Origin of the sequence: Pseudomonas sp. Leaf434 (assembly GCF_001425545.1) — a bacterium.
In the GTDB taxonomy this organism is placed as follows: domain Bacteria; phylum Pseudomonadota; class Gammaproteobacteria; order Pseudomonadales; family Pseudomonadaceae; genus Aquipseudomonas; species Aquipseudomonas siliginis.
The window spans coordinates 198,377-216,989 of record NZ_LMQZ01000008.1 but is presented as its reverse complement, the minus strand read 5'-3'; the positions used below and the strand labels follow the sequence as shown (position 1 = coordinate 216,989).

The window sequence follows — 18,613 nt, the reverse complement described above, 5'->3', positions numbered from 1 at the left end:
AACCGTGTCCAACACCCTAAGCGCGGATGATGCTCCACAGCCTCCGAAGGTGCTCACCACGCCACTGGAAATCTCCAGCAACCTGCGCCAGCTGCAAGACAGCCACGATCCGCTGATCATCACCTTCCATGAACGCAGCCAGCGCTTTCAGAGTTACCTGATCAAGGTTGATCGCGAAACCGCAACGATCGCCCTGGACGAAATGATCCCACGCGATGGCGAACGCTTCCTCCAGGCTGGCGAGCCGTTCAAGGTCGAAGGCTTTCATGACGGCGTGCGCATCGCCTGGGAATGCAACGGCACGCTGAACATCGAAGAATCCGACGGTGACCGTTTCTACACCGGCGACCTGCCGAGCGAAGTGGTCTACCACCAGCGCCGCAACGCCTTCCGCGCTGCGTTGAAACTCACCGACCTGGTCAGCGTTGAACTGGGCGGCGAAAAGCTCAAGGTTCCTCTGCACGGCAAGCTGCTGGACATCTCCGCCACCGGCTGCAAATTCCGTTTCGAAGGCGACATCACTGATCGCCTGCAACTGGGCCAGGTCTACGACCGCCTGATCGCCCCGCCGCTGTTCGGCAATCAGCCAACATCGGTCGAGCTGCGCTACCTGCACTTCGAAGAAAAACTCAACATCACCTTCGCCGGTCTGCGCTTCCACAACATCAGTGGCCAGGCTGCGCGCAACGTCGAGCGTTTCGTTTACCAGTTGCAGCGTGAAGCACGGCGTTTCGACAAAGACGATCTCTGAGTCGCAGCGACCAATAAAAAGGGCAGTCCTGTGCGGGACTGCCCTTTTTTATGCGCCGATGTTTATGTGCGACTCAAGGCCTGCCACCACTGATATCCGGCGCAGGCTTATCGTCATTGCCGCTGTCCAGTTCGGTTTCAACGACTGCTTCCGGCTGCACTTCGGGCTCTGGCTCAGGAGTGACCGGCGCCGGATCCTGCACCATCTGCTCCTGCACCACCTGCTCATCAACACGCGGGTCAAGCGCCGCCACCAGCGGCGAACTCGACATGCTGTCCGGCATTGCCACGTGATGCAGCGGTGCGTCGTCGACCTGATGCAGGTTGGTGACTGCTTTCGGACGAATCCGCCAGACCAGCACCAACGCGAAGAAACTGAAGAACGCATACAGGCTCTGACTGCCGAGAAACTTCATCAGCACACCCGCGAGCAGCGGCCCGATGCTCGCGCCGACGCCATAGGTCACCAGCAACATCGCGGTCAGCGACACCCGGCGATCGCCTTCGACGTGGTCATTGGAGAACGCCACCGCCAGCGGATACAGGCAGAACTGCACCAGCGAACAGAAGAAGCCGACGACGAACAACACCTCCAGCGGTACCTGCGGCATGATCGCCAACGGCAACGCCGCCACCGCCAGAAACCCGGCAAAGCAGCGAATCAGCAATGCGCGGTCATAACGGTCGGACAACCAGCCCAACGGCCACTGCACCAGCAAGCCGGCAAAAATGCAGCTACCCATGAACAGACCGACCTGCTCGGTCGTCAGCCCCTGTTGCGATGCATACAGCGGCGCCAGACCGTAGAACGAACCGATGATCAGACCGGCGCCGAGCACCGTGCTCAGCGATTGCGGCACACGTTTGATAAAGAAGCGCGGCTCCATCGGCGCCGGATGCAGGGGCGCCGGGTGAATCCGTCGAGTCAGCGTCACGGGCACCAGGCACAGGGCAAAGCACAGCGCCACCAGCATCAGCAGTTCCAGCCCGAGGCCGGGGTGCATGACCAGAATCAGCTGGCCCAGCACCAGGCCCAGATACGAAGCGATCATGTAACCGCTGAACACCAGCCCACGCTGATTGGCGTCGGCCTGCTCGTTGAGCCAGCTCTCGATGACCATGTACTGACACATCATGCCTAGACCAACGATGGTCCGCAGCACCAGCCACGCCGGCAGCCAGTCCACCAGACCATGGCCGAGCACCGCCGCGCCGACGATCCCGGCACACGCCGAGTAGGCACGGATATGCCCGACCCGGGCGATCAGGCGATGGCCGATCTTGCCGCCCAGCACCAGACCGAAATAGTTGGCCGCCATCAGCGCACCGACCCACAGCCCGTCGACATTGTCGGCGGCCAGACGCAAAGCCAGATAAGTAGAAAGAAGGCCTGAGCCGATCAACATCATCAGCGAGGCGAAATACAGCGCTCGAAAGGATTTCCAGATTTGGCGCATCGGCGTTCCGAGCGGCTCCTTGCAGTAAATACCGGGCGGTCAGAACGACAGCCCGGCAGCAGCGATACGTCAGGCCTGGGCGGCCAGTACACGGCGCTCCCAGGGAGTGATTTCATCAAAGAAGCTGGTCAACTCCATGGTCTTCGAAGCGATGTAGCCTTCGATGAACTCCGACCCGAACAGTTCCCTCGCCAACTGGCTACGTTTCAGACGCTCAAGCGCGGCGTGCAAGGTACACGGCAAGGCCAGATTATCCGGCACGGCGAACTCCCCCTGGATTGCCGCGCTCGGCTCCAGCTCCTGTTCGATGCCGTGCAAACCCGCGGCCAGACTGGCGGCGATCGCCAGATACGGATTGGCGTCGGCGCCCGGCAAGCGGTTTTCGACCCGACGTGCGGCCGGCGAGCTGGCGGGAATACGCAAGCCGGCGGCGCGATTGTCATGGGACCAGCAGGCATTGTTCGGCGACGCGTACGGATGACACAGGCGCTGATAGGAATTCACGTTGGGCGCAAACAGTGCGGTGAAATCGGCGAGGCCTGCCTGTTGCCCGCCGATGAAGTGGCGGAACATCGACGTCGGCTCGCCGTTCGAGTCAGTGAAGACATTCTTGCCGCTGCCGATCTCAACGATGCTCTGGTGAATATGCATCGAACTGCCCGGCGTGTGCGCCAGCGGTTTGGCCATGCACACCACGCTCAGGCCATGCTTGAGCGCGACCTCCTTGAGCAGATGCTTGAACAGGAACGTCTGATCGGCCAGCAGCAGCGGATCGCCGTGCAGCAGATTGATCTCGAACTGGCTGACGCCCATTTCATGCATGAAGGTGTCGCGCGGCAGGCCGAGGGCGGCCATGCATTTATACACTTCGCTGAAGAACGGCCGCAGGCCGTTGTTGGAATTGACGCTGAAGGCCGACTGGCCATCCTCGCGGCGGCCGTCGAGGCCCACCGGCGGACGGAACGGCTGAGTCGGATCGGTGTTCGGTGCGAAGACAAAAAACTCCAGTTCGGTCGCCACCACCGGCGCCAGACCGTGCGCGGCGTAACGGGCGATGACCGCTTTGAGCTGGCCACGGGTCGAGAGACTTGAGCTCCCCCCGCTCAGTTCGTCGGCGTCGCAAATCGCCATGGCACGCGGCTCGTCGCTCCAGGGCAAACGGTGAATCTGCGCAGGATCGGCGACCAGCGCCAGATCGCCGTCATCGCTGCCATAGAACCGCGCCGGCGGATAGCCGCCCATGATGCATTGCAGCAGCACACCCCGCGCCAACTGCAAACGCCGCCCTTCGAGGAAACCCTCGGCGGTCATCACCTTGCCCCGTGGCACACCGTTCAGATCCGGGGTGACACATTCAATCTCATCAATGCCGGTCAATCGCTGCGCGAGTGAACCCTGGCCATCGGTTGTCATGACGCAATCCTTGTTGTTGTGCGAGCCGCGAACGGCGACCCGGACAAAATAGGCTGCGGCTGTTCGGAATATCAAGCAGCGCCCACAAAAATCCCGATCTTGTGCAGGAGACGTAGGAGCTGACGAGTGCAACGAGGCTGCGATCTTTTGATCTTGCTTTTTAAAATCAAAAGATCGCAGCCTTCGGCAGCTCCTACACCAGACCTCAGGGCAAGTAGAGGCTGAACACCCCACCGCCCAACGGCCCGCCATTGCTGATTTCGGTGCGCCCTTCCACGCCGTTGCGCTGATGCAGCGCCGCGATGCGATTGGCGAAATACAGACCGAGGCCGGTGCTGCCGCTGCTGTGATTGATGCCCTGCACATAATCGGCCTGACGCTCGAGCATCTCTGCCGGATAGCCGTCGCCATCGTCGTTGATGCTCAACACCAGTTGCCCGGCTTCGTCGCTGACAGTAATCAGCAACGACTCGCGGGCGTAGCGAATCGCATTGTTGATGCAGTTGCCGAGCACCGAGGCGATCAGCTCGCGATCGAAGAAACCCAGCGGGCTCAACGGGTCGACTTCATAAGTGGCGATGATGCCGCGACTGGCAAACACTTCCTGATGCGCGGCCAGTTGCGCCTCGATGAAATCGTCGAGTTCGTGATACGCCGGCTGCAGCGGCAACTGATTCACGCCAAGTTTGTACAGCCCCAGCAACTGCACGAGCATGCCGTTGAGGTGGGCGAACTCGAAGTCGATCACGCCCTGCTCCGAGCCGTCGCGCAGCTCTTTCGGCAGACGCGCCAGCCATTGGCTGTGCGCCTGCATCAGCATGGCCAGAGAGTTCTTCATGTCGTGAACGGTGGAGGCAATCACCGTGGAAAAATCCAGCGCCGGATCTATTGGGTTCATTCGCCAAACGCCTTGCTTTTCAGCTTCTGATAACGCGCAAACCGCGCGTCGGTGTCGGGCATCAGGCCCACCAGTTTCAGGCAGGCCCGACATTCTTCCAGCTCCGCCGACGGCACACTGGTGTCGGTGCCGTGCAGCAGCGACTGGGCCAGGTTCAGCGCGATACTGATGTTTTTCGGTTGCAGCTTGAGCGCCTTGCGGAACACTTCGCGGGCCTCGACCAGATTGCCGGTCTTGTACACGCGCACGCCCTGACGGTTGAGATCGGCCGCAGCGTTGCTCGAACTGAGAATCGTCGGATCGTCGGTGAGCTTGGCAATGTCTTTCATCACCGCCGGGTCATCACCGTAGATCTCCGCGCAGCTCTTGAGCATCGAAGTGCCCGCCTCGGCCTGACCGAGCATCTGCAACTGCTTGGCCACCAGCAACGCCGCCTCGGGACTCATGAATTGCTCCATGCCATCGAGGCGCATCAGCGCCTGTTCGGTGAGCTTGTCGGCGGTTTCGGCGTCGTTGAGCAACAGGCTGGTGGCTTTCATCAAACGCGCGCGAATCTGCAGACCGGGGTCGCTCGGGTTTTCTTTGGCCACAGCGCTGAGGGTGGTGTTGATCTCCAGTCGCGTGCGCGTGTCGAGCCCGCGATCGCTACCCTTGCTGATCAGCGCGTGCGCCAGGCCGAGATTGCTTTCCGGGTCCTTGAAACGCGACTGCGCGCCCTGCGCCACGGCCTGACGATAAGCCCGCGAGGCGGTTTCGAAATCTTCGTTGGCCATCGCCAGTTTGCCGAGCAGCGCCTGACGGCGCACCGCCAGCGGCGACAGACGGATCGCTTCTTCGAGCACTCGCTGCGCGCCTTTGCTGTCGCCTTCGGCCACCAGCACATCGGCCATGCCGTCATACAGCGCCGGCATCATCGGAAAGACTTTCAAGGCTTTTTCATAAACTTCTTTGGCCTGCGAGACCTGCCCGCGCTTGAACAGCAACTTGCCCAATCCAGCGAAGGCCCACGGCAATGGACGGTCGGCAATGATGCCGTCGTAGAGCCGCTCCAGCGCTTCGTTCTGGTTCATGTCACGCAGGGCGTCGGCGCGGTAGCGCAGGCACAGCGGCGAATAGCGGATGTCCTGTTTGCACAAGGCAATACAGGCATTGAGCACCTCGACCGGCTTACCGCGATCAAGGGCCTGCAGAATCGGTTTGAGCAAAGTCTTGCGTTGTTCCAGACGCTCAAGACGCTGGGCCAGTCCGGAACGGTTGAAAGGCTTGGTCAGGTACGCATCCGGCTCGTGCTCCAGCGCGCTGAGCACCATCGCCTGACTGGTCTCGGCGGTGACCATGACGAAAACGGCTTCGTGGCTGATGAGCTTTTCCGACATCAGGTCTTCGAGCACCTGCTGGCCGTTCTTCTTGCCATCGCCGAGGTGGAAGTCCTGAAGAATGAAATCGTAGGACTTCTGCGAACACATCTTCAGCGCCTGTTCACCGGTGTCGGCGGTATCGACATCCTTGACGCCGAGCTCACGCAACATCGAACGCACGGAACTGCGGAAATCGGAAAAATCATCGACGATCAGAAAGCTTTTTTGGTGATACGACGACATCGAAGATTTCCAGGCAATTGAAGAAAACGAACCGAGGCGATTTCAGGCGCGCAGATGATAGCTGGAGGCCATGCGCCATCAAGCGATTTCGCGCGAGCCTGAACTCACCGTTCGGGTTATCGGCCAAAAGTGCCGGGGCCTGAGGGTGGAGCTTCAAGAATGTTGCCTGGAGTATTACTCTGCGCGCCTGCTCAAGGATTTGCATAAGGACTGAATCGTGTACATCAAGGGACGCTACATCCTGTCAGCGTGTTTGCTTGTCTTTGTCCAGCAAGCGACAGCGGCAGCGATGGATTGCAAAAAAGCGGCGAACGACGTGGAAAACACGATTTGCGCGAACAAAACGCTCTATGAGCTGGACGCGCAGATGGGCACGCTGTATCGCCAACTGATGTCAGCTGCCACAGCGACGCAACCTGAGCTCAAGCGCACCCAGCGCGCCTGGCTGAAAACCCGCAACGCCTGCGCGGACGATGTCGCTTGCCTGGATGGCAGCTACCGCCAGCGACTGCAAATATTAAAGGCACAGTGGACACACGCCGTGGCGTGGCAGCCGGACACCGTGGATGTTCAGGCGATGAACGATCTGCAGGAGAGCATTCGTGCCGAGAGCAAAGGCCACCCGGAATTTGCGCTGGAACATGCCTTGGCCGCACGGGCTTTCGAGTCTTCGCAGACATCGTTCGCGGGCGATCCAGTCGACAGCTACGGCGAGCAAACCACCTTCCCCAAGTCGCGCCCCAAAGGCGTGGGCGAGGACGAATGGAAAGCATTGAACGCGTCAAGCATCGACGGTGCCGCCGAGACCGGACGGTCTTCCTACGCACTGCTGGATCTGGACCATGATGGCCAGCGCGACCTTATCGTCGACACATACGCAGGCGGCACCGGCTTGTTCACCTACGTGGAAACCTGGCGCCGCACGGGCGAGCGGTTCGTCAAAAGATCGGTCGAGCCGGAAAGCTCGCTGTTCTACACCAACGACCGTGGCGCCAATCAGGCAATCAGCTGGATCAAGCTTCACGACAGAATCTATGCCGCCTACCGAAACGGCGCCTACGGTGTCGACAACCTGTATCTGCTCAATCCGCTGAAGGTCAATCGTCAGGTGCCGAAGGTGTCCGTGCGTTACAGTTACGCCCTGCAGGTGCCCACGACTCAACATAAAGAGGATGGCACCAGCACCTACGAGCTTGACGCGGATCTGCACGAGGCACTCAACCAAGCCATCACTCAGGCAATGAAAATCGCATCGGACTCAAACCCTGACGCGCCCCTTTGCCCAATTCCTCCCACGGGTGCCGGAGACGACGATTACTACAGCTACGGTCCAGGGCACTACACCATCGAAAAGATCGCTGATTTGCCGGTAATGATCGGCGGCGAATGCTACATCGGAGCGCTGATTGACTGGTTCGGCAGTTACAGCGAAAAGACGGGGTTATTCGCTCAACTGGCCGTGCGCAAGCCGGGCGTCGAGGCGAGCGGGACTACTTACGAAGTCCACGGCCGTCGGCATGTCACCGACGTCAGCAGCACTCTCGGCAAAGTCGAACTGAACGGCGACTGATCGTCAGTCAGCACCGGCGCAAATGCCCCGATGCAACGGCAGAGGTGGGACCCCGGAGTTTGTAACAGTGCAAAACGCCTGTTCGTCGACCAAACCAAAAAGCCCCGTCGCAATGGATAAATGCGACGGGGCTTTTCGTTTTCAAGAAGTGGTGTCCCAGGCGGGGTTCGAACCTGCAACCTTCCCCTTAGGAGGGGGATGCTCTATCCAATTGAGCTACTGAGACACTGATTGAATCGGGCTGTACGCGGCGCGACAGACGGCGTGCATGTTAACGGCCGGCCCCTGTTTTGTCATGTCGTCCGTAGGGCTTTTTAAGTGTAGGCAGGCGCCGTGCAAGATTGCGGGAACTTTTACCGGGCAATTTGCACTACGCGAAAAAGCGGTCATTGCAGTTTGCAATCAGTGCCGCCCGAAAAAGCTTACCAAACCCTTGTTTTTAAAGGACTTATCAGCCGTTACACTGTTGGCACGGCGACTGCTATGGCTGTTCTATCAAAAAGAACAATTTGGAGCGTCGTGCCATGAACAGCACCCTCTTGCTTGCAAACGCAGCGGCATTGGCCTTCTTGCTCGGATCGCATTTTTTTCCCAAGGCGGACATCGAGCAGCCAGTGGCGCAGCGCATGCCGCATTACTTGCAGGTGCAGAAAGCGCCGCAGTGGGCGGTGCTGAGTGATCGCAGCGATGCCTCTACGCAAATGGTCAGCGAGCCTGAGCTAGCCTCGGCGCCGACCACCGAACGTCTGGTTTTTTGAAATATCTTCAGGAGTACAACATGTCCAAATCAGCGACGGGATTTCTGATCCTCGCTTTACTGAGTGGCGTTACCCATCTGGCGCTGTTCGAGGAGACGGAAGTCACCTTGCCTCTGGTTGGCTGTGGCGTGTTTGCGGTGCTGTTTGTGCTGGCGCTGATTGCAGGGCGCAAGATCAAGTTTGATCCGGTTCTGCGTTGAGCCGGATCAGCTCAAGTAATGCAGAGACAGCTTCAGCAAGATCAACAGAATTTTCGATCTGATGAACGGGGCTGTCGCTGGATCTGCGGTCTTTGAACAGTGCGTTGCGCGCGAGTCTTGCGTCGATTTGCTCAGGGGTTTCCCGGCCACGCTTGAGCAGGCGCTTACGCAGGACCTCATCGTTGACTGTCAGCAGAACCGGCACCAGCGTTGGATATTTCTCCATTGCTTGACGCAGGTTCGCTCTCGACCCGTTAACCAATACGTGCCGGCCCGCTTGCAACCATTCATCCATTTCCCTTGGAATGCCGTAAGAGAGGCCGTTGGCTTGCCAGGCTAAGGAAAAAGCGCCAGCGTGCTGTCGCCGGTCGAACTCTTCAGGCGTCACGCCGATTGCATCTTCGCCGACTGACTCCGCCGATCGGGTAATCACCCGGCGCATCACTTCACAGTTCAACTCACGCAGTGGCTCACGCGCTGCTTCGATCAGGCTGTCCTTGCCCGAACCGGACGGCCCCATCAGGTAAAAAAGCTTGCCATCCATCCCGAAAACGCCCTCCGACGGGTCCTGCCTCTAGTAAATCGGCAAATTGCCACTATCCTGTACACATAGGGATCAAGAATAGCGAGCCGCATAGCATGCACGTTCTAAGGTCTTCGGACATCAACAGATGTGCATGCGAAAGCGGGCAGCGATACGGAAGGATGGAAAGTTTTCCAACCAGTCCGCATTTCTGACAACTGGTGCTGGCATTACGCCTTTACCCGGCTCAATATTTGTCACAGAATTGACGCCAATGATCTGGCAATTTTGAGGCATGATGCCGGCCTCTTAACAATTCAGGTTGAACCAATTGGTCCGGATGCTTGTCCTACCACACATCCTGCGGCCAATCCCGAGAACCGCTCCCCTGAACTAACCGGTTAAATATATGCGCCCATTGAAACAGGCAATTTATTCCAGCCGTACGGCTGACAAGTTTGTCGTACGTCTGCCAGACGGAATGCGTGAACGCATTGCCGAGGTGGCTCGCAATCATCATCGCAGCATGAACTCCGAAATCATTGCGCGCCTTGAGCAGAGTCTTATTCAGGAAGGCGCACTGGGCGAAGAGCTGAGCATGCGCCTGGACAGCCCGGAGCTGTCGCTGCACGAGCGCGAGCTGTTGCAGCGCTTCCGTCAGCTGTCGCACCGTCAGCAGAACGCCCTGGTGTCGCTGATCGCCCACGACGCTGAAATGGCCGCAGACGCGTCCTGAGTTATACCGAACATATTGAAGCCAGCATGATTGCTGGCTTTTTTTTGCCCGCGATATGACAGATGGCCGCTTGGCAATGGAGTGTGGCGAGGGGATTTATCCCCGCTGGGCTGCATGGCAGCCCCAAAAACAATGGGACTGCTGCGCAGTCCAGCGGGGATAAATCCCCTCGCCACCGTTACTTGTACTTGCGCCCGTATTTGTTTGGCAGGCACAAAAAAGCCCGTCGATTTGACGGGCTTTTCATTGCACAAGGTCAGAGCAGGAAGATTGTCGCCAACCCGAGGAAGATGAAGAAGCCACCGCTGTCGGTCATTGCGGTGATCATCACACTGGCACCCATCGCCGGATCGCGGCCCATCTTCGCCAGCGTCATCGGAATCAACACCCCCATCAACGCCGCCAGCAACAGGTTGAGTGTCATCGCCGCCGTCATTACCACGCCGAGTGACCAACTGCCGTAGAGCATGTACGCGACCACACCGATCACCCCGCCCCAGACCAGACCATTGATCAAACCGACCGCCAGCTCTTTGCGCATCAAGCGCGAAGTGTTGCCGGTGCTGACCTGATCCAGCGCCATGGCGCGCACGATCATGGTGATGGTCTGGTTACCGGAGTTGCCACCGATACCCGCCACGATCGGCATGAGCGCCGCCAGTGCCACCAATTTCTCGATCGAACCTTCGAACAGACCGATCACCCGCGATGCCACAAATGCAGTGATCAGGTTCACCGCCAGCCACGCCCAACGGTTACGCAGGGATTTCCACACGGAGGCGAAGATATCTTCCTCTTCGCGCAGACCGGCCATGTTGAGGACTTCGCTTTCGCTTTCCTCACGGATCAGGTCGACCATTTCATCGATGGTCAGACGCCCGATCAGCTTGCCGTTCTTGTCGACCACCGGCGCGGAGATCAAGTCGTAACGCTCGAACGCCTGAGCAGCGTCGTAGGCATCTTCGTCCGGGTGGAAGCTCACCGGATCGCTGGCCATCACTTCCGCGACCTGCTTCTCCGGATCGTTGACCAGCAGACGCTTGATCGGCAGCACGCCCTTGAGCACGCCGTCGTAATCAACCACGAACAGTTTATCGGTATGACCGGGAAGCTCTTTGAGGCGACGCAGATAGCGCAGAACCACTTCAAGGCTGACGTCCTCACGGATCGTCACCATCTCGAAGTCCATCAGCGCACCGACCTGATCCTCGTCATAGGACAGCGCCGAGCGCACGCGTTCGCGCTGCTGGTTATCCAGACTCTCCATCAACTCATGGACAACGTCTCGCGGCAGCTCGGAGGCCAGGTCAGCGAGTTCGTCGGCGTCCATGTCCTTGGCGGCAGCCAGGAGCTCGTGATCGTCCATGTCGGCGATCAGCGTTTCACGGACGGAATCGGATACTTCGAGAAGAATGTCGCCGTCGCGGTCGGCCTTGACCAGTTGCCAGAGCGTCAGACGATCGTCCAGCGGCAAGGCTTCGAGAATGTAGGCGACGTCGGCGGAGTGCAGATCATCGAGCTTGCGTTGCAGCTCGACGAGGTTTTGCCGGTGAACCAGGTTTTCCACGCGGTCGTGGTGCGGACCTTCCTGGCGATGAGTCAGGTCTTCAACGACACGCTGGCGCTGCAGCAACTCGACGACCTGAGCCAGGCGGTCCTGCAGGCTTTCCTGTGTTTTCTTTACTTCGATTTCGGACATAGGCGAACTCCACTCCCAGCAGCGGGGCACGCCGGAAGGATCAATCAGTCAATTCATGATTGGTGAAACGGTTTACTGAACAACTACTGGGTAAGTCCATGGAGGTTTTCCATAAGCCCCGGCGGGGCTGACGGGCGCAATGATACACGCCTGACGGTTTAAAACGTTGAAAAAATCACGGCTGAAACAAGCGCTTGCGAAACAAACCTGAGCACCTGCCTGACCCGTGCAAATGCGACGACTCATCTCGAAAAGAAAACACACCGGCAATGCAAAAAGCAGCGACTACCCTTGAGCTTAGATCGTCATGGAGGACATCGAATGCCAGCAAAACCAGCGCTTCTTCTACTGACCGCCCTGCTCCACTTCACGCCTGCCAACGCCACCACACTTCATCGTTGCCAGGCTGCTGACGGCAGCGTCACGTTTACGTCGATGAGCTGCGCAACTGGCGAGCAACTCTCAATTCAGGAGGTCCACCCGTATTCACCCGGCTGGGTCGCAATCATGCCGGAGTTCAATCACGAAGCTGTGACCGGCATGAAAGACAGCGGACGCGAACCGGGCATCGTCGGCGGCACTGAACATAAATGTGGAAACCTGATCGACAACAGACAGCGGCGCGAAGCGATCATCAATCGGCGAGTGATTGCCGGCATGAGTCAGCGGGACGTCGAAAGCGCACTGGGCAAGCCCGACAAGATCAACACCCGCACATCGACCACGAGCTATCGTTACGACCTCAAGCGAGGCCGCAGTGCTCAAATTGATTTTGATGAAAGAGGTTGCGTGAAGGGAAAAGCCAAATCCCGGACAGCAAAAAGCCCGCGTTAAACGCGGGCTTCTTGGTATATGGTGCACTCGACAGGATTCGAACCTGTGACCGCTCGGTTCGTAGCCGAGTACTCTATCCAGCTGAGCTACGAGTGCGTTTTGTGTTTTTAAACCAGACCACAACTGGCTGAAACCGAGTTACTCACCTTACAGCAAATAACTCTTAAATGGTGCACTCGACAGGATTCGAACCTGTGACCGCTCGGTTCGTAGCCGAGTACTCTATCCAGCTGAGCTACGAGTGCATTTGTTGCCGCGCATTATAGGCCGTCTAATCTCTATGTCAAACACTTTTTCTAGTAATTTCAACAACTTACAGAAGAAGCCAGATTACGACGTACTAAGCAAATAATGGCGGAGAACGGGGGATTCGAACCCCCGACACCCTTTTGAGGTGTACTCCCTTAGCAGGGGAGCGCCTTCGGCCACTCGGCCAGCTCTCCGCAACACGGGGCGTATATTAACCAGCTTCTTCCCCGTTTGCAAACATAAAAAACGATAAAAATTAATGGCTTGGTTCTTCGTCCTTCTCTTTCTTTATACGCAGGTAAATTTCCTCACGGTGCACCGCAACCTCTTTCGGAGCGTTGACGCCGATACGCACCTGGTTTCCTTTGACGCCGAGCACGGTCACGGTGATTTCGCCGTCACCGATAATCAGGCTTTCCGCGCACCGACGAGTCAGAATCAGCATACCTTTCTCCTTACGCCATTCATTTCAGGGACAACAGTCTGCAAAAAAAAGGCACCCGACCTACAACCGCAGCGATCGTAGCCCTACATGCCTGAGTATTGACCAGCGCGAGCAAAAGAACAGTTCCGGGGCTCGCGCCATTCAAAAATAAAGGGCGCGGTCAGACCGCGCCCTTCACAGAATCGGATTACTCGCCCTGACGGGCCGGAGCATCCAGTTCGAAAGCCGTGTGCAGCGCGCGCACGGCCAGTTCCAGGTACTTCTCTTCGATCACTACGGAAACCTTGATTTCCGAAGTCGAGATCATCTGGATGTTGATGCTTTCTTTTGCCAGGGATTCGAACATGCGGCTGGCCACGCCTGCGTGGGAACGCATGCCGACGCCGACGATCGAGACCTTGGCGATCTTGGTGTCGCCAACCACTTCACGGGCACCGATTTCGCGAGCGGTGTTTTCCAGCACGGTCTGTGCAGCCTGGTAGTCGTTGCGGTGCACGGTGAAGGTGAAGTCGGTGGTGTTATCGTGCGCGACGTTCTGCACGATCATGTCGACTTCGATGTTCGCGGCACTGATCGGGCCGAGAATCTTGAACGCCACGCCCGGGGTGTCTGGCACGCCACGGATGGTCAGCTTGGCTTCATCGCGGTTGAAAGCGATGCCGGAAATGATCGGCTGTTCCATGGTTTCCTCTTCATCAATAGTAATGAGGGTGCCCGGACCCTCCTTGAAGCTGTGCAGTACGCGCAGCGGAACGTTGTACTTGCCGGCGAATTCCACCGCACGGATCTGCAGGACCTTGGAACCGAGGCTGGCCATTTCCAGCATCTCTTCGAAGGTGATCTTGTCCAGACGCTGAGCGACCGGCACCACACGCGGGTCGGTGGTGTAGACACCGTCGACATCGGTGTAGATCTGGCATTCATCCGCTTTCAAGGCCGCAGCCAGTGCCACGCCCGTGGTATCGGAACCGCCGCGACCGAGGGTGGTGATGTTGCCGTGCTCGTCGACGCCCTGGAAACCGGCGACAACCACCACACGGCCAGCCTTCAGATCACCGCGAATCTTCTGGTCATCAATCTGCAAGATACGCGCTTTATTGTGCGCACTGTCGGTCAGGATCCGTACCTGATTGCCGGTGTACGACACCGCCGGCACACCGCGCTTGATCAGCGCCATGGCCAACAGGGCAATCGTCACCTGCTCACCGGTGGAGACGATCACGTCCAGCTCGCGCGGAACCGGTTGCGCCTCGCCACTGATTTGCTTGGCCAGATCGATCAGACGGTTGGTTTCGCCGCTCATTGCAGACAGCACAACCACCAGGTCATCGCCGGCATCGCGGAATTTCTTAACCTTGTCGGCGACCTGCTCGATTCTCTCGACAGTGCCGACCGAGGTGCCTCCAAATTTCTGTACGATCAAAGCCATTTCAAAGCCGCCTCTGCCCATGAAGGGCGCCCAATAATCTTTCGAACAGTCGCCAGGCCCGCCACTAGACTGCAGGCCTGGCGAGCCGTCTTATAAAGCCTGCTCGACGAATGGAACGGTCAGCGCCAGTGCGCCATCCAGCGCAGCGGCATCGACACCGCCGCCCTGCGCCATGTCCGGACGACCACCGCCCTTCCCGCCCACTGCCGCAGCAGCCTGTTTCATCAAATCACCGGCTTTGAGTTGGCCAGTCAGGTCCTTGGTTACGCCTGCAACCAGTACGACCTTTTCCTCATGGACACCGCCGAGCAGGATCACTGCGCGGCCGAGTTTGTTTTTCAGCTGATCGACCAGCGCCAGCAGCGCCTTGCCATCCTGACCGTCCAGACGGGCGGCCAGCACCTTCACATCCTTGACGTCCACCGCCGAGGCCGACAGATCGTCGCCCGCCGCGCTGGCTGCCTTGGCCTGCAACTGCTCGAGTTGTTTCTCCAGCAGACGGTTGCGCTCCAGTACCGCCGAGAGCTTGTCGATCAGGTTGTCGCGGCTGCCCTTGACCAGGCTGGCCGCTTCCTTGAGTTGTTCTTCTGCCGCGTTCAAGTAGGCCAGCGCCGCAGCACCGGTGACTGCCTCGATACGACGCACGCCCGATGCCACACCGCCTTCGCTGATGATTTTCAGCAGGCCGATGTCGCCGGTACGGTTGGCGTGGATACCGCCGCACAGCTCGACCGAGAAGTCGCCCATGCTCAGCACGCGCACGCTGTCGCCGTACTTCTCGCCGAACAGCGCCATGGCGCCTTTGTTCTTCGCGGTTTCGATGTCGGTTTCTTCGGTTTCAACGGCGGAGTTCTTGCGAATCTCGGCGTTGACGATGTCTTCCAGCTGCTTGATCTGTTCTGGCTTGATCGCTTCGAAGTGGCTGAAGTCGAAACGCAGACGCTGACTGTCGACCAACGAACCTTTCTGCTGCACATGTTCGCCCAGCACCTGACGCAGCGCGGCGTGCAGCAAGTGAGTAGCCGAGTGGTTCAGCGCGGTGGCGTGACGTACTTCGGCGTCGACGTGAGTTTCCACCGGTGCGCCGATGGTCAGACTGCCCGAGGCCAGCACACCGTGGTGCAGGAATGCGCCGCCGGTCTTGGTGGTATCGCGCACGTCGAAGCGGCTGCTGCCGGCCTGAATGAAACCGCAGTCGCCGATCTGGCCACCGGATTCGGCGTAGAACGGCGTCTGGTTGAGCACGATCACGCCTTCCTGACCTTCGCTCAGCACGTCGACCGACTGACCATCCTTATAGATGGCAACGATTTTCGCCGAGCCGCTGGTGGCGGCGTAACCGGTGAACTCGGTGGCCACGTCGACCTTGACCAGGGTGTTGTAGTCCAGACCGAACGAGCTGGCCGAACGCGCGCGAACACGCTGCGCTTCCATCTCGCGCTCGAAGCCGGCTTCGTCAACGGTCAAGCCGCGTTCGCGGGCGATGTCGGCGGTCAGGTCCATCGGGAAGCCGTAGGTGTCGTAGAGTTTGAACACCACGTCGCCCGGCACCACGGTGCCTTTGAGTTCGGCCAGATCCTGCTCGAGGATTTTCAGGCCGTGCTCCAGGGTCTTGGAGAACTGCTCTTCTTCAGCCTTGAGGACGCGCTCGATGTTGCTTTGCTGCTTCTTCAGTTCCGGGAAGGCTTCGCCCATTTCGGCGACCAGCGCCGCGACGATCTTGTAGAAAAAGCTGCCGGTGGCGCCGAGCTTGTTGCCGTGACGGCAGGCGCGACGGATGATCCGGCGCAGCACGTAACCGCGACCTTCGTTGGACGGCAGCACGCCGTCGGCGATCAGGAAACCGCAGGAACGGATGTGGTCGGAAACGACTTTGAGCGACGACTGATCGCCGTTTTCGCAGCCGATCGCTTCAGCCGAAGCCTTGAGCAGGTTCTTGAACAGGTCGATGTCGTAGTTGGAGTTGACGTGCTGCATCACCGCACTGATCCGCTCCAGGCCCATGCCGGTGTCCACCGACGGCGCTGGCAACGGATGCAACACACCGTCGGCGGTGCGGTTGAACTGCATGAACACGTTGTTCCAGATTTCGATGTAGCGATCGCCATCTTCTTCCGGCGAGCCCGGCGGGCCGCCCCAGATGTGCTCGCCGTGATCGTAGAAAATCTCGGTGCACGGGCCGCACGGGCCGGTATCGCCCATGGTCCAGAAGTTGTCGGAAGCGTACGGCGCGCCTTTGTTGTCGCCGATGCGGATCATGCGCTCGGCCGGCACACCGATTTTCTGTGTCCAGATGTCATACGCTTCGTCGTCGGTGGCGTAGACGGTGACCCAGAGCTTTTCCTTCGGCAGCTTGAGCACGCCGGTGAGGAAGGTCCAGGCGAAGGTGATCGCGTCGTGCTTGAAGTAGTCGCCGAAGCTGAAGTTGCCGAGCATTTCGAAGAACGTGTGGTGACGCGCGGTATAACCGACGTTTTCCAGGTCACTGTTCTTGCCGCCGGCGCGCACGCATTTCTGGCTGCTGGTGGCACGGGTGTACGCACGTTTTTCCTGGCCCAGGAAGCAGTCCTTGAACTGGTTCATCCCCGCGTTGGTGAACAGCAGGGTTGGGTCGTTGCCCGGAATCAAAGAGCTGGAGGCTACACGGGTGTGGCCTTGCTCTTCGAAGAAGCGAAGGAAGGCTTCACGGATTTCTGCGCTTTTCATTAGGTTCTTCCACGGAGGCTGCGGCCAAAGGCCTGTTCGAAACGTCATGAGACGAAGCGACGGCAAAGGGCCGCATTATATCGGCCCTGCGCGCGGGGTACAGCGTGTTTATACGATAGAAACGGTCAATTGGACGGCTGACGCTGTCACTTGCGTGAAAACTCGACGAATGTCGCGATCACTTGCTCGATTTGCGCGCGGCTGACGTCCATGTGCGTGACCATGCGCAAGCGCGCAGCGGCGCTGAGCCTGATCCCGCGTTCGCCGGCAAAGTCCTTGAGTGCTGCGGCCCTGTCGCCCATTTGCACATAAACCATGTTGGTTTGCACTGGCTCGACGATGAAACCGGCTTCACGCAAGCCCTCGGCCAGCAACTGTGCGTTGGCATGGTCGTCCGCCAGCCGTTCGACGTGATGATCCAGTGCGTACAAGCCAGCCGCCGCGAGCAACCCGGCCTGACGCATGCCGCCACCGACCATTTTGCGCAAACGCCGCGCTTTGCCGATCAGTTGCTCGGAACCGCACAGCACCGAACCGACCGGTGCGCCGAGGCCTTTGGACAGGCACACCGACACCGAATCGAAATGCTGGGTGATCTCACGGGCATCGACGCCAAGCTTGACCGCCGCGTTGTACAGCCGCGCCCCGTCCAGGTGCAATTGCAGGCCGTGTTCCTGAGTAAAGCGTCGCGCGCGCGCCAGATATTCCAGCGGCAGCACTTTGCCCTGCATTGTGTTTTCCAGCGCCAGCAAACGCGTGCGGGCGAAATGGAAATCGTCCGGTTTGATCGCGGCGGCGACCTGATCCAGATCCAGCGAACCGTCGGCCTGCACTTCCAGCGGCTGCGGCTGAATCGAACCGAGCACCGCCGCCCCGCCACCTTCGTACTTATAGGTGTGCGCCTGCTGACCGACGATGTATTCGTCGCCACGCTCGCAGTGCGCCATCAGGCCGAGCAGGTTGCTCATGGTCCCGGTCGGCACGAACAGCGCAGCAGCAAAGCCCAAGCGCTCGGCCAGTTCGGCCTCGAGGCGATTGACCGTCGGATCTTCGCCGTACACATCGTCGCCGGTGTCCGCTGCGGTCATCGCGTCGAGCATGGCGGGAGTCGGTTGGGTGACGGTGTCGCTGCGAAGATCGATAACGCTCATGAACCTGGCCTCTGGTCAGATGGGGAAATCCCTTTGTGAAGTGGGATTACTGCGGTCATCGCACAGATTAATCAACCCTAGAACGAGGAAAAATCCCATTCTTCCTCGAGCAGACAAAGCCCATGTGGGAGCGAGCCTGCTCGCGAAAGCGGAGTAACAGTCAGCATCTTCGTTGAATGTGAAGCCGCTTTCGC

General features: G+C 59.0%; 16 protein-coding genes and 4 tRNA genes. 6 read left to right on the top strand and 14 right to left on the bottom strand.

Annotated features, from left to right (window positions below; genetic code table 11):
* Nucleotides 1-4 precede the first annotated feature (4 nt).
* Entirely contained in the window at nucleotides 5-751 is a 747-nt protein-coding gene (locus tag ASG55_RS15790; protein WP_041479276.1) for a flagellar brake protein, read from the top strand.
* Nucleotides 752-824: 73 nt separating this feature from the next.
* On the opposite strand, the gene ASG55_RS15785 is transcribed toward ASG55_RS15790, so the two are convergent.
* The 4 genes from ASG55_RS15785 to ASG55_RS15770 all read right to left on the bottom strand — a co-directional run bounded on the left by ASG55_RS15785 (nucleotide 825) and on the right by ASG55_RS15770 (nucleotide 6,119).
* A complete protein-coding gene (locus tag ASG55_RS15785) occupies nucleotides 825-2,207 on the bottom strand; it encodes an MFS transporter (RefSeq protein ID WP_056788086.1) in 1,383 nt (460 codons plus the stop codon).
* Nucleotides 2,208-2,276: 69 nt separating this feature from the next.
* Nucleotides 2,277-3,518 (bottom strand): glutamine synthetase family protein, encoded by a 1,242-nt coding sequence (locus ASG55_RS15780; RefSeq protein ID WP_177342727.1) that lies wholly within the window; start codon nucleotides 3,516-3,518, stop codon nucleotides 2,277-2,279.
* 307 nt (nucleotides 3,519-3,825) lie between these two features.
* On the bottom strand, nucleotides 3,826-4,518 hold the full coding sequence (locus ASG55_RS15775) for a sensor histidine kinase (protein WP_016773604.1): 693 nt from the start codon (nucleotides 4,516-4,518) through the stop codon (nucleotides 3,826-3,828).
* Entirely contained in the window at nucleotides 4,515-6,119 is a 1,605-nt protein-coding gene (locus tag ASG55_RS15770) for a tetratricopeptide repeat-containing response regulator (RefSeq protein ID WP_016773603.1), read from the bottom strand. Before ASG55_RS15770 ends, ASG55_RS15775 begins: the two co-directional genes overlap by 4 nt.
* A 217-nt stretch (nucleotides 6,120-6,336) precedes the next feature.
* Between ASG55_RS15770 and ASG55_RS15765 the strand changes: the two genes are divergently transcribed.
* Nucleotides 6,337-7,689 (top strand): lysozyme inhibitor LprI family protein, encoded by a 1,353-nt coding sequence (locus ASG55_RS15765; RefSeq protein ID WP_056788079.1) that lies wholly within the window; start codon nucleotides 6,337-6,339, stop codon nucleotides 7,687-7,689.
* 149 nt (nucleotides 7,690-7,838) lie between these two features.
* Here the strand turns inward: ASG55_RS15765 and ASG55_RS15760 are convergent.
* Nucleotides 7,839-7,915, bottom strand: a tRNA-Arg gene (locus tag ASG55_RS15760).
* Nucleotides 7,916-8,213: 298 nt separating this feature from the next.
* Here ASG55_RS15760 and ASG55_RS15755 point away from each other — a divergent pair.
* Both ASG55_RS15755 and ASG55_RS15750 read left to right on the top strand, forming a co-directional pair.
* Nucleotides 8,214-8,447, top strand: a complete 234-nt coding sequence (locus tag ASG55_RS15755; RefSeq protein WP_056788077.1) for a hypothetical protein — start codon at nucleotides 8,214-8,216, stop codon at nucleotides 8,445-8,447.
* 20 nt (nucleotides 8,448-8,467) lie between these two features.
* Entirely contained in the window at nucleotides 8,468-8,647 is a 180-nt protein-coding gene (locus ASG55_RS15750; RefSeq protein WP_016773599.1) for a PA3371 family protein, read from the top strand.
* Here ASG55_RS15750 and phnN read toward each other — a convergent pair.
* Nucleotides 8,622-9,191: a phosphonate metabolism protein/1,5-bisphosphokinase (PRPP-forming) PhnN gene (gene phnN / locus ASG55_RS15745; protein WP_056788074.1), complete on the bottom strand. Its 570-nt coding sequence runs from the start codon at nucleotides 9,189-9,191 to the stop codon at nucleotides 8,622-8,624. The genes ASG55_RS15750 and phnN overlap by 26 nt on opposite strands.
* Nucleotides 9,192-9,579: 388 nt before the next feature.
* Between phnN and ASG55_RS15740 the strand changes: the two genes are divergently transcribed.
* Nucleotides 9,580-9,906, top strand: a complete 327-nt coding sequence (locus ASG55_RS15740; protein WP_003178899.1) for an Arc family DNA-binding protein — start codon at nucleotides 9,580-9,582, stop codon at nucleotides 9,904-9,906.
* 256 nt (nucleotides 9,907-10,162) lie between these two features.
* Here the strand turns inward: ASG55_RS15740 and mgtE are convergent, their stop codons facing one another.
* Nucleotides 10,163-11,605, bottom strand: a complete 1,443-nt coding sequence (mgtE, locus tag ASG55_RS15735; protein ID WP_016773597.1) for a magnesium transporter — start codon at nucleotides 11,603-11,605, stop codon at nucleotides 10,163-10,165.
* A 321-nt stretch (nucleotides 11,606-11,926) separates the two neighbouring features.
* Between mgtE and ASG55_RS15730 the strand changes: the two genes are divergently transcribed.
* Nucleotides 11,927-12,439, top strand: a complete 513-nt coding sequence (locus ASG55_RS15730) for a hypothetical protein (protein WP_056788070.1) — start codon at nucleotides 11,927-11,929, stop codon at nucleotides 12,437-12,439.
* A 19-nt stretch (nucleotides 12,440-12,458) separates the two neighbouring features.
* On the opposite strand, the gene ASG55_RS15725 is transcribed toward ASG55_RS15730, so the two are convergent.
* From ASG55_RS15725 to ltaE, 7 genes are all read right to left on the bottom strand, one after another.
* A tRNA-Arg gene (locus ASG55_RS15725) sits at nucleotides 12,459-12,535 on the bottom strand.
* 72 nt (nucleotides 12,536-12,607) lie between these two features.
* Nucleotides 12,608-12,684, bottom strand: a tRNA-Arg gene (locus tag ASG55_RS15720).
* 107 nt (nucleotides 12,685-12,791) lie between these two features.
* Nucleotides 12,792-12,882 (bottom strand) — tRNA-Ser (locus tag ASG55_RS15715).
* A gap of 62 nt (nucleotides 12,883-12,944) precedes the next feature.
* Nucleotides 12,945-13,133, bottom strand: coding sequence for a carbon storage regulator CsrA (csrA, locus tag ASG55_RS15710; protein WP_002554426.1), 189 nt, complete (start codon nucleotides 13,131-13,133; stop codon nucleotides 12,945-12,947).
* Between the two features lie 187 nt (nucleotides 13,134-13,320).
* Entirely contained in the window at nucleotides 13,321-14,562 is a 1,242-nt protein-coding gene (locus tag ASG55_RS15705) for an aspartate kinase (RefSeq protein ID WP_016773595.1), read from the bottom strand.
* 90 nt (nucleotides 14,563-14,652) lie between these two features.
* A complete protein-coding gene (gene alaS / locus ASG55_RS15700; RefSeq protein ID WP_056788068.1) occupies nucleotides 14,653-17,268 on the bottom strand; it encodes an alanine--tRNA ligase in 2,616 nt (871 codons plus the stop codon).
* A gap of 146 nt (nucleotides 17,269-17,414) precedes the next feature.
* Nucleotides 17,415-18,419 (bottom strand): low-specificity L-threonine aldolase, encoded by a 1,005-nt coding sequence (ltaE, locus tag ASG55_RS15695; protein ID WP_056788063.1) that lies wholly within the window; start codon nucleotides 18,417-18,419, stop codon nucleotides 17,415-17,417.
* Nucleotides 18,420-18,613 lie beyond the last annotated feature (194 nt).

What these genes read in the sequence shown, in the direction of transcription:
- phnN (WP_056788074.1), bottom strand. Translation starts at nt 9,191, where the DNA reads ATGGATGGCAAGCTTTTTTACCTGATGGGGCCGTCCGGTTCGGGCAAG.
- ltaE (WP_056788063.1), bottom strand. Translation starts at nt 18,419, where the DNA reads ATGAGCGTTATCGATCTTCGCAGCGACACCGTCACCCAACCGACTCCC.
- ASG55_RS15770 (WP_016773603.1), bottom strand. Translation starts at nt 6,119, where the DNA reads ATGTCGTCGTATCACCAAAAAAGCTTTCTGATCGTCGATGATTTTTCC.
- ASG55_RS15780 (WP_177342727.1), bottom strand. Translation starts at nt 3,518, where the DNA reads ATGACCGCCGAGGGTTTCCTCGAAGGGCGGCGTTTGCAGTTGGCGCGG.
- ASG55_RS15705 (WP_016773595.1), bottom strand. Translation starts at nt 14,562, where the DNA reads ATGGCTTTGATCGTACAGAAATTTGGAGGCACCTCGGTCGGCACTGTC.
- ASG55_RS15785 (WP_056788086.1), bottom strand. Translation starts at nt 2,207, where the DNA reads ATGCGCCAAATCTGGAAATCCTTTCGAGCGCTGTATTTCGCCTCGCTG.
- ASG55_RS15730 (WP_056788070.1), top strand. Translation starts at nt 11,927, where the DNA reads ATGCCAGCAAAACCAGCGCTTCTTCTACTGACCGCCCTGCTCCACTTC.
- ASG55_RS15755 (WP_056788077.1), top strand. Translation starts at nt 8,214, where the DNA reads ATGAACAGCACCCTCTTGCTTGCAAACGCAGCGGCATTGGCCTTCTTG.
- ASG55_RS15750 (WP_016773599.1), top strand. Translation starts at nt 8,468, where the DNA reads ATGTCCAAATCAGCGACGGGATTTCTGATCCTCGCTTTACTGAGTGGC.
- ASG55_RS15775 (WP_016773604.1), bottom strand. Translation starts at nt 4,518, where the DNA reads ATGAACCCAATAGATCCGGCGCTGGATTTTTCCACGGTGATTGCCTCC.
- csrA (WP_002554426.1), bottom strand. Translation starts at nt 13,133, where the DNA reads ATGCTGATTCTGACTCGTCGGTGCGCGGAAAGCCTGATTATCGGTGAC.
- ASG55_RS15740 (WP_003178899.1), top strand. Translation starts at nt 9,580, where the DNA reads ATGCGCCCATTGAAACAGGCAATTTATTCCAGCCGTACGGCTGACAAG.
- mgtE (WP_016773597.1), bottom strand. Translation starts at nt 11,605, where the DNA reads ATGTCCGAAATCGAAGTAAAGAAAACACAGGAAAGCCTGCAGGACCGC.
- alaS (WP_056788068.1), bottom strand. Translation starts at nt 17,268, where the DNA reads ATGAAAAGCGCAGAAATCCGTGAAGCCTTCCTTCGCTTCTTCGAAGAG.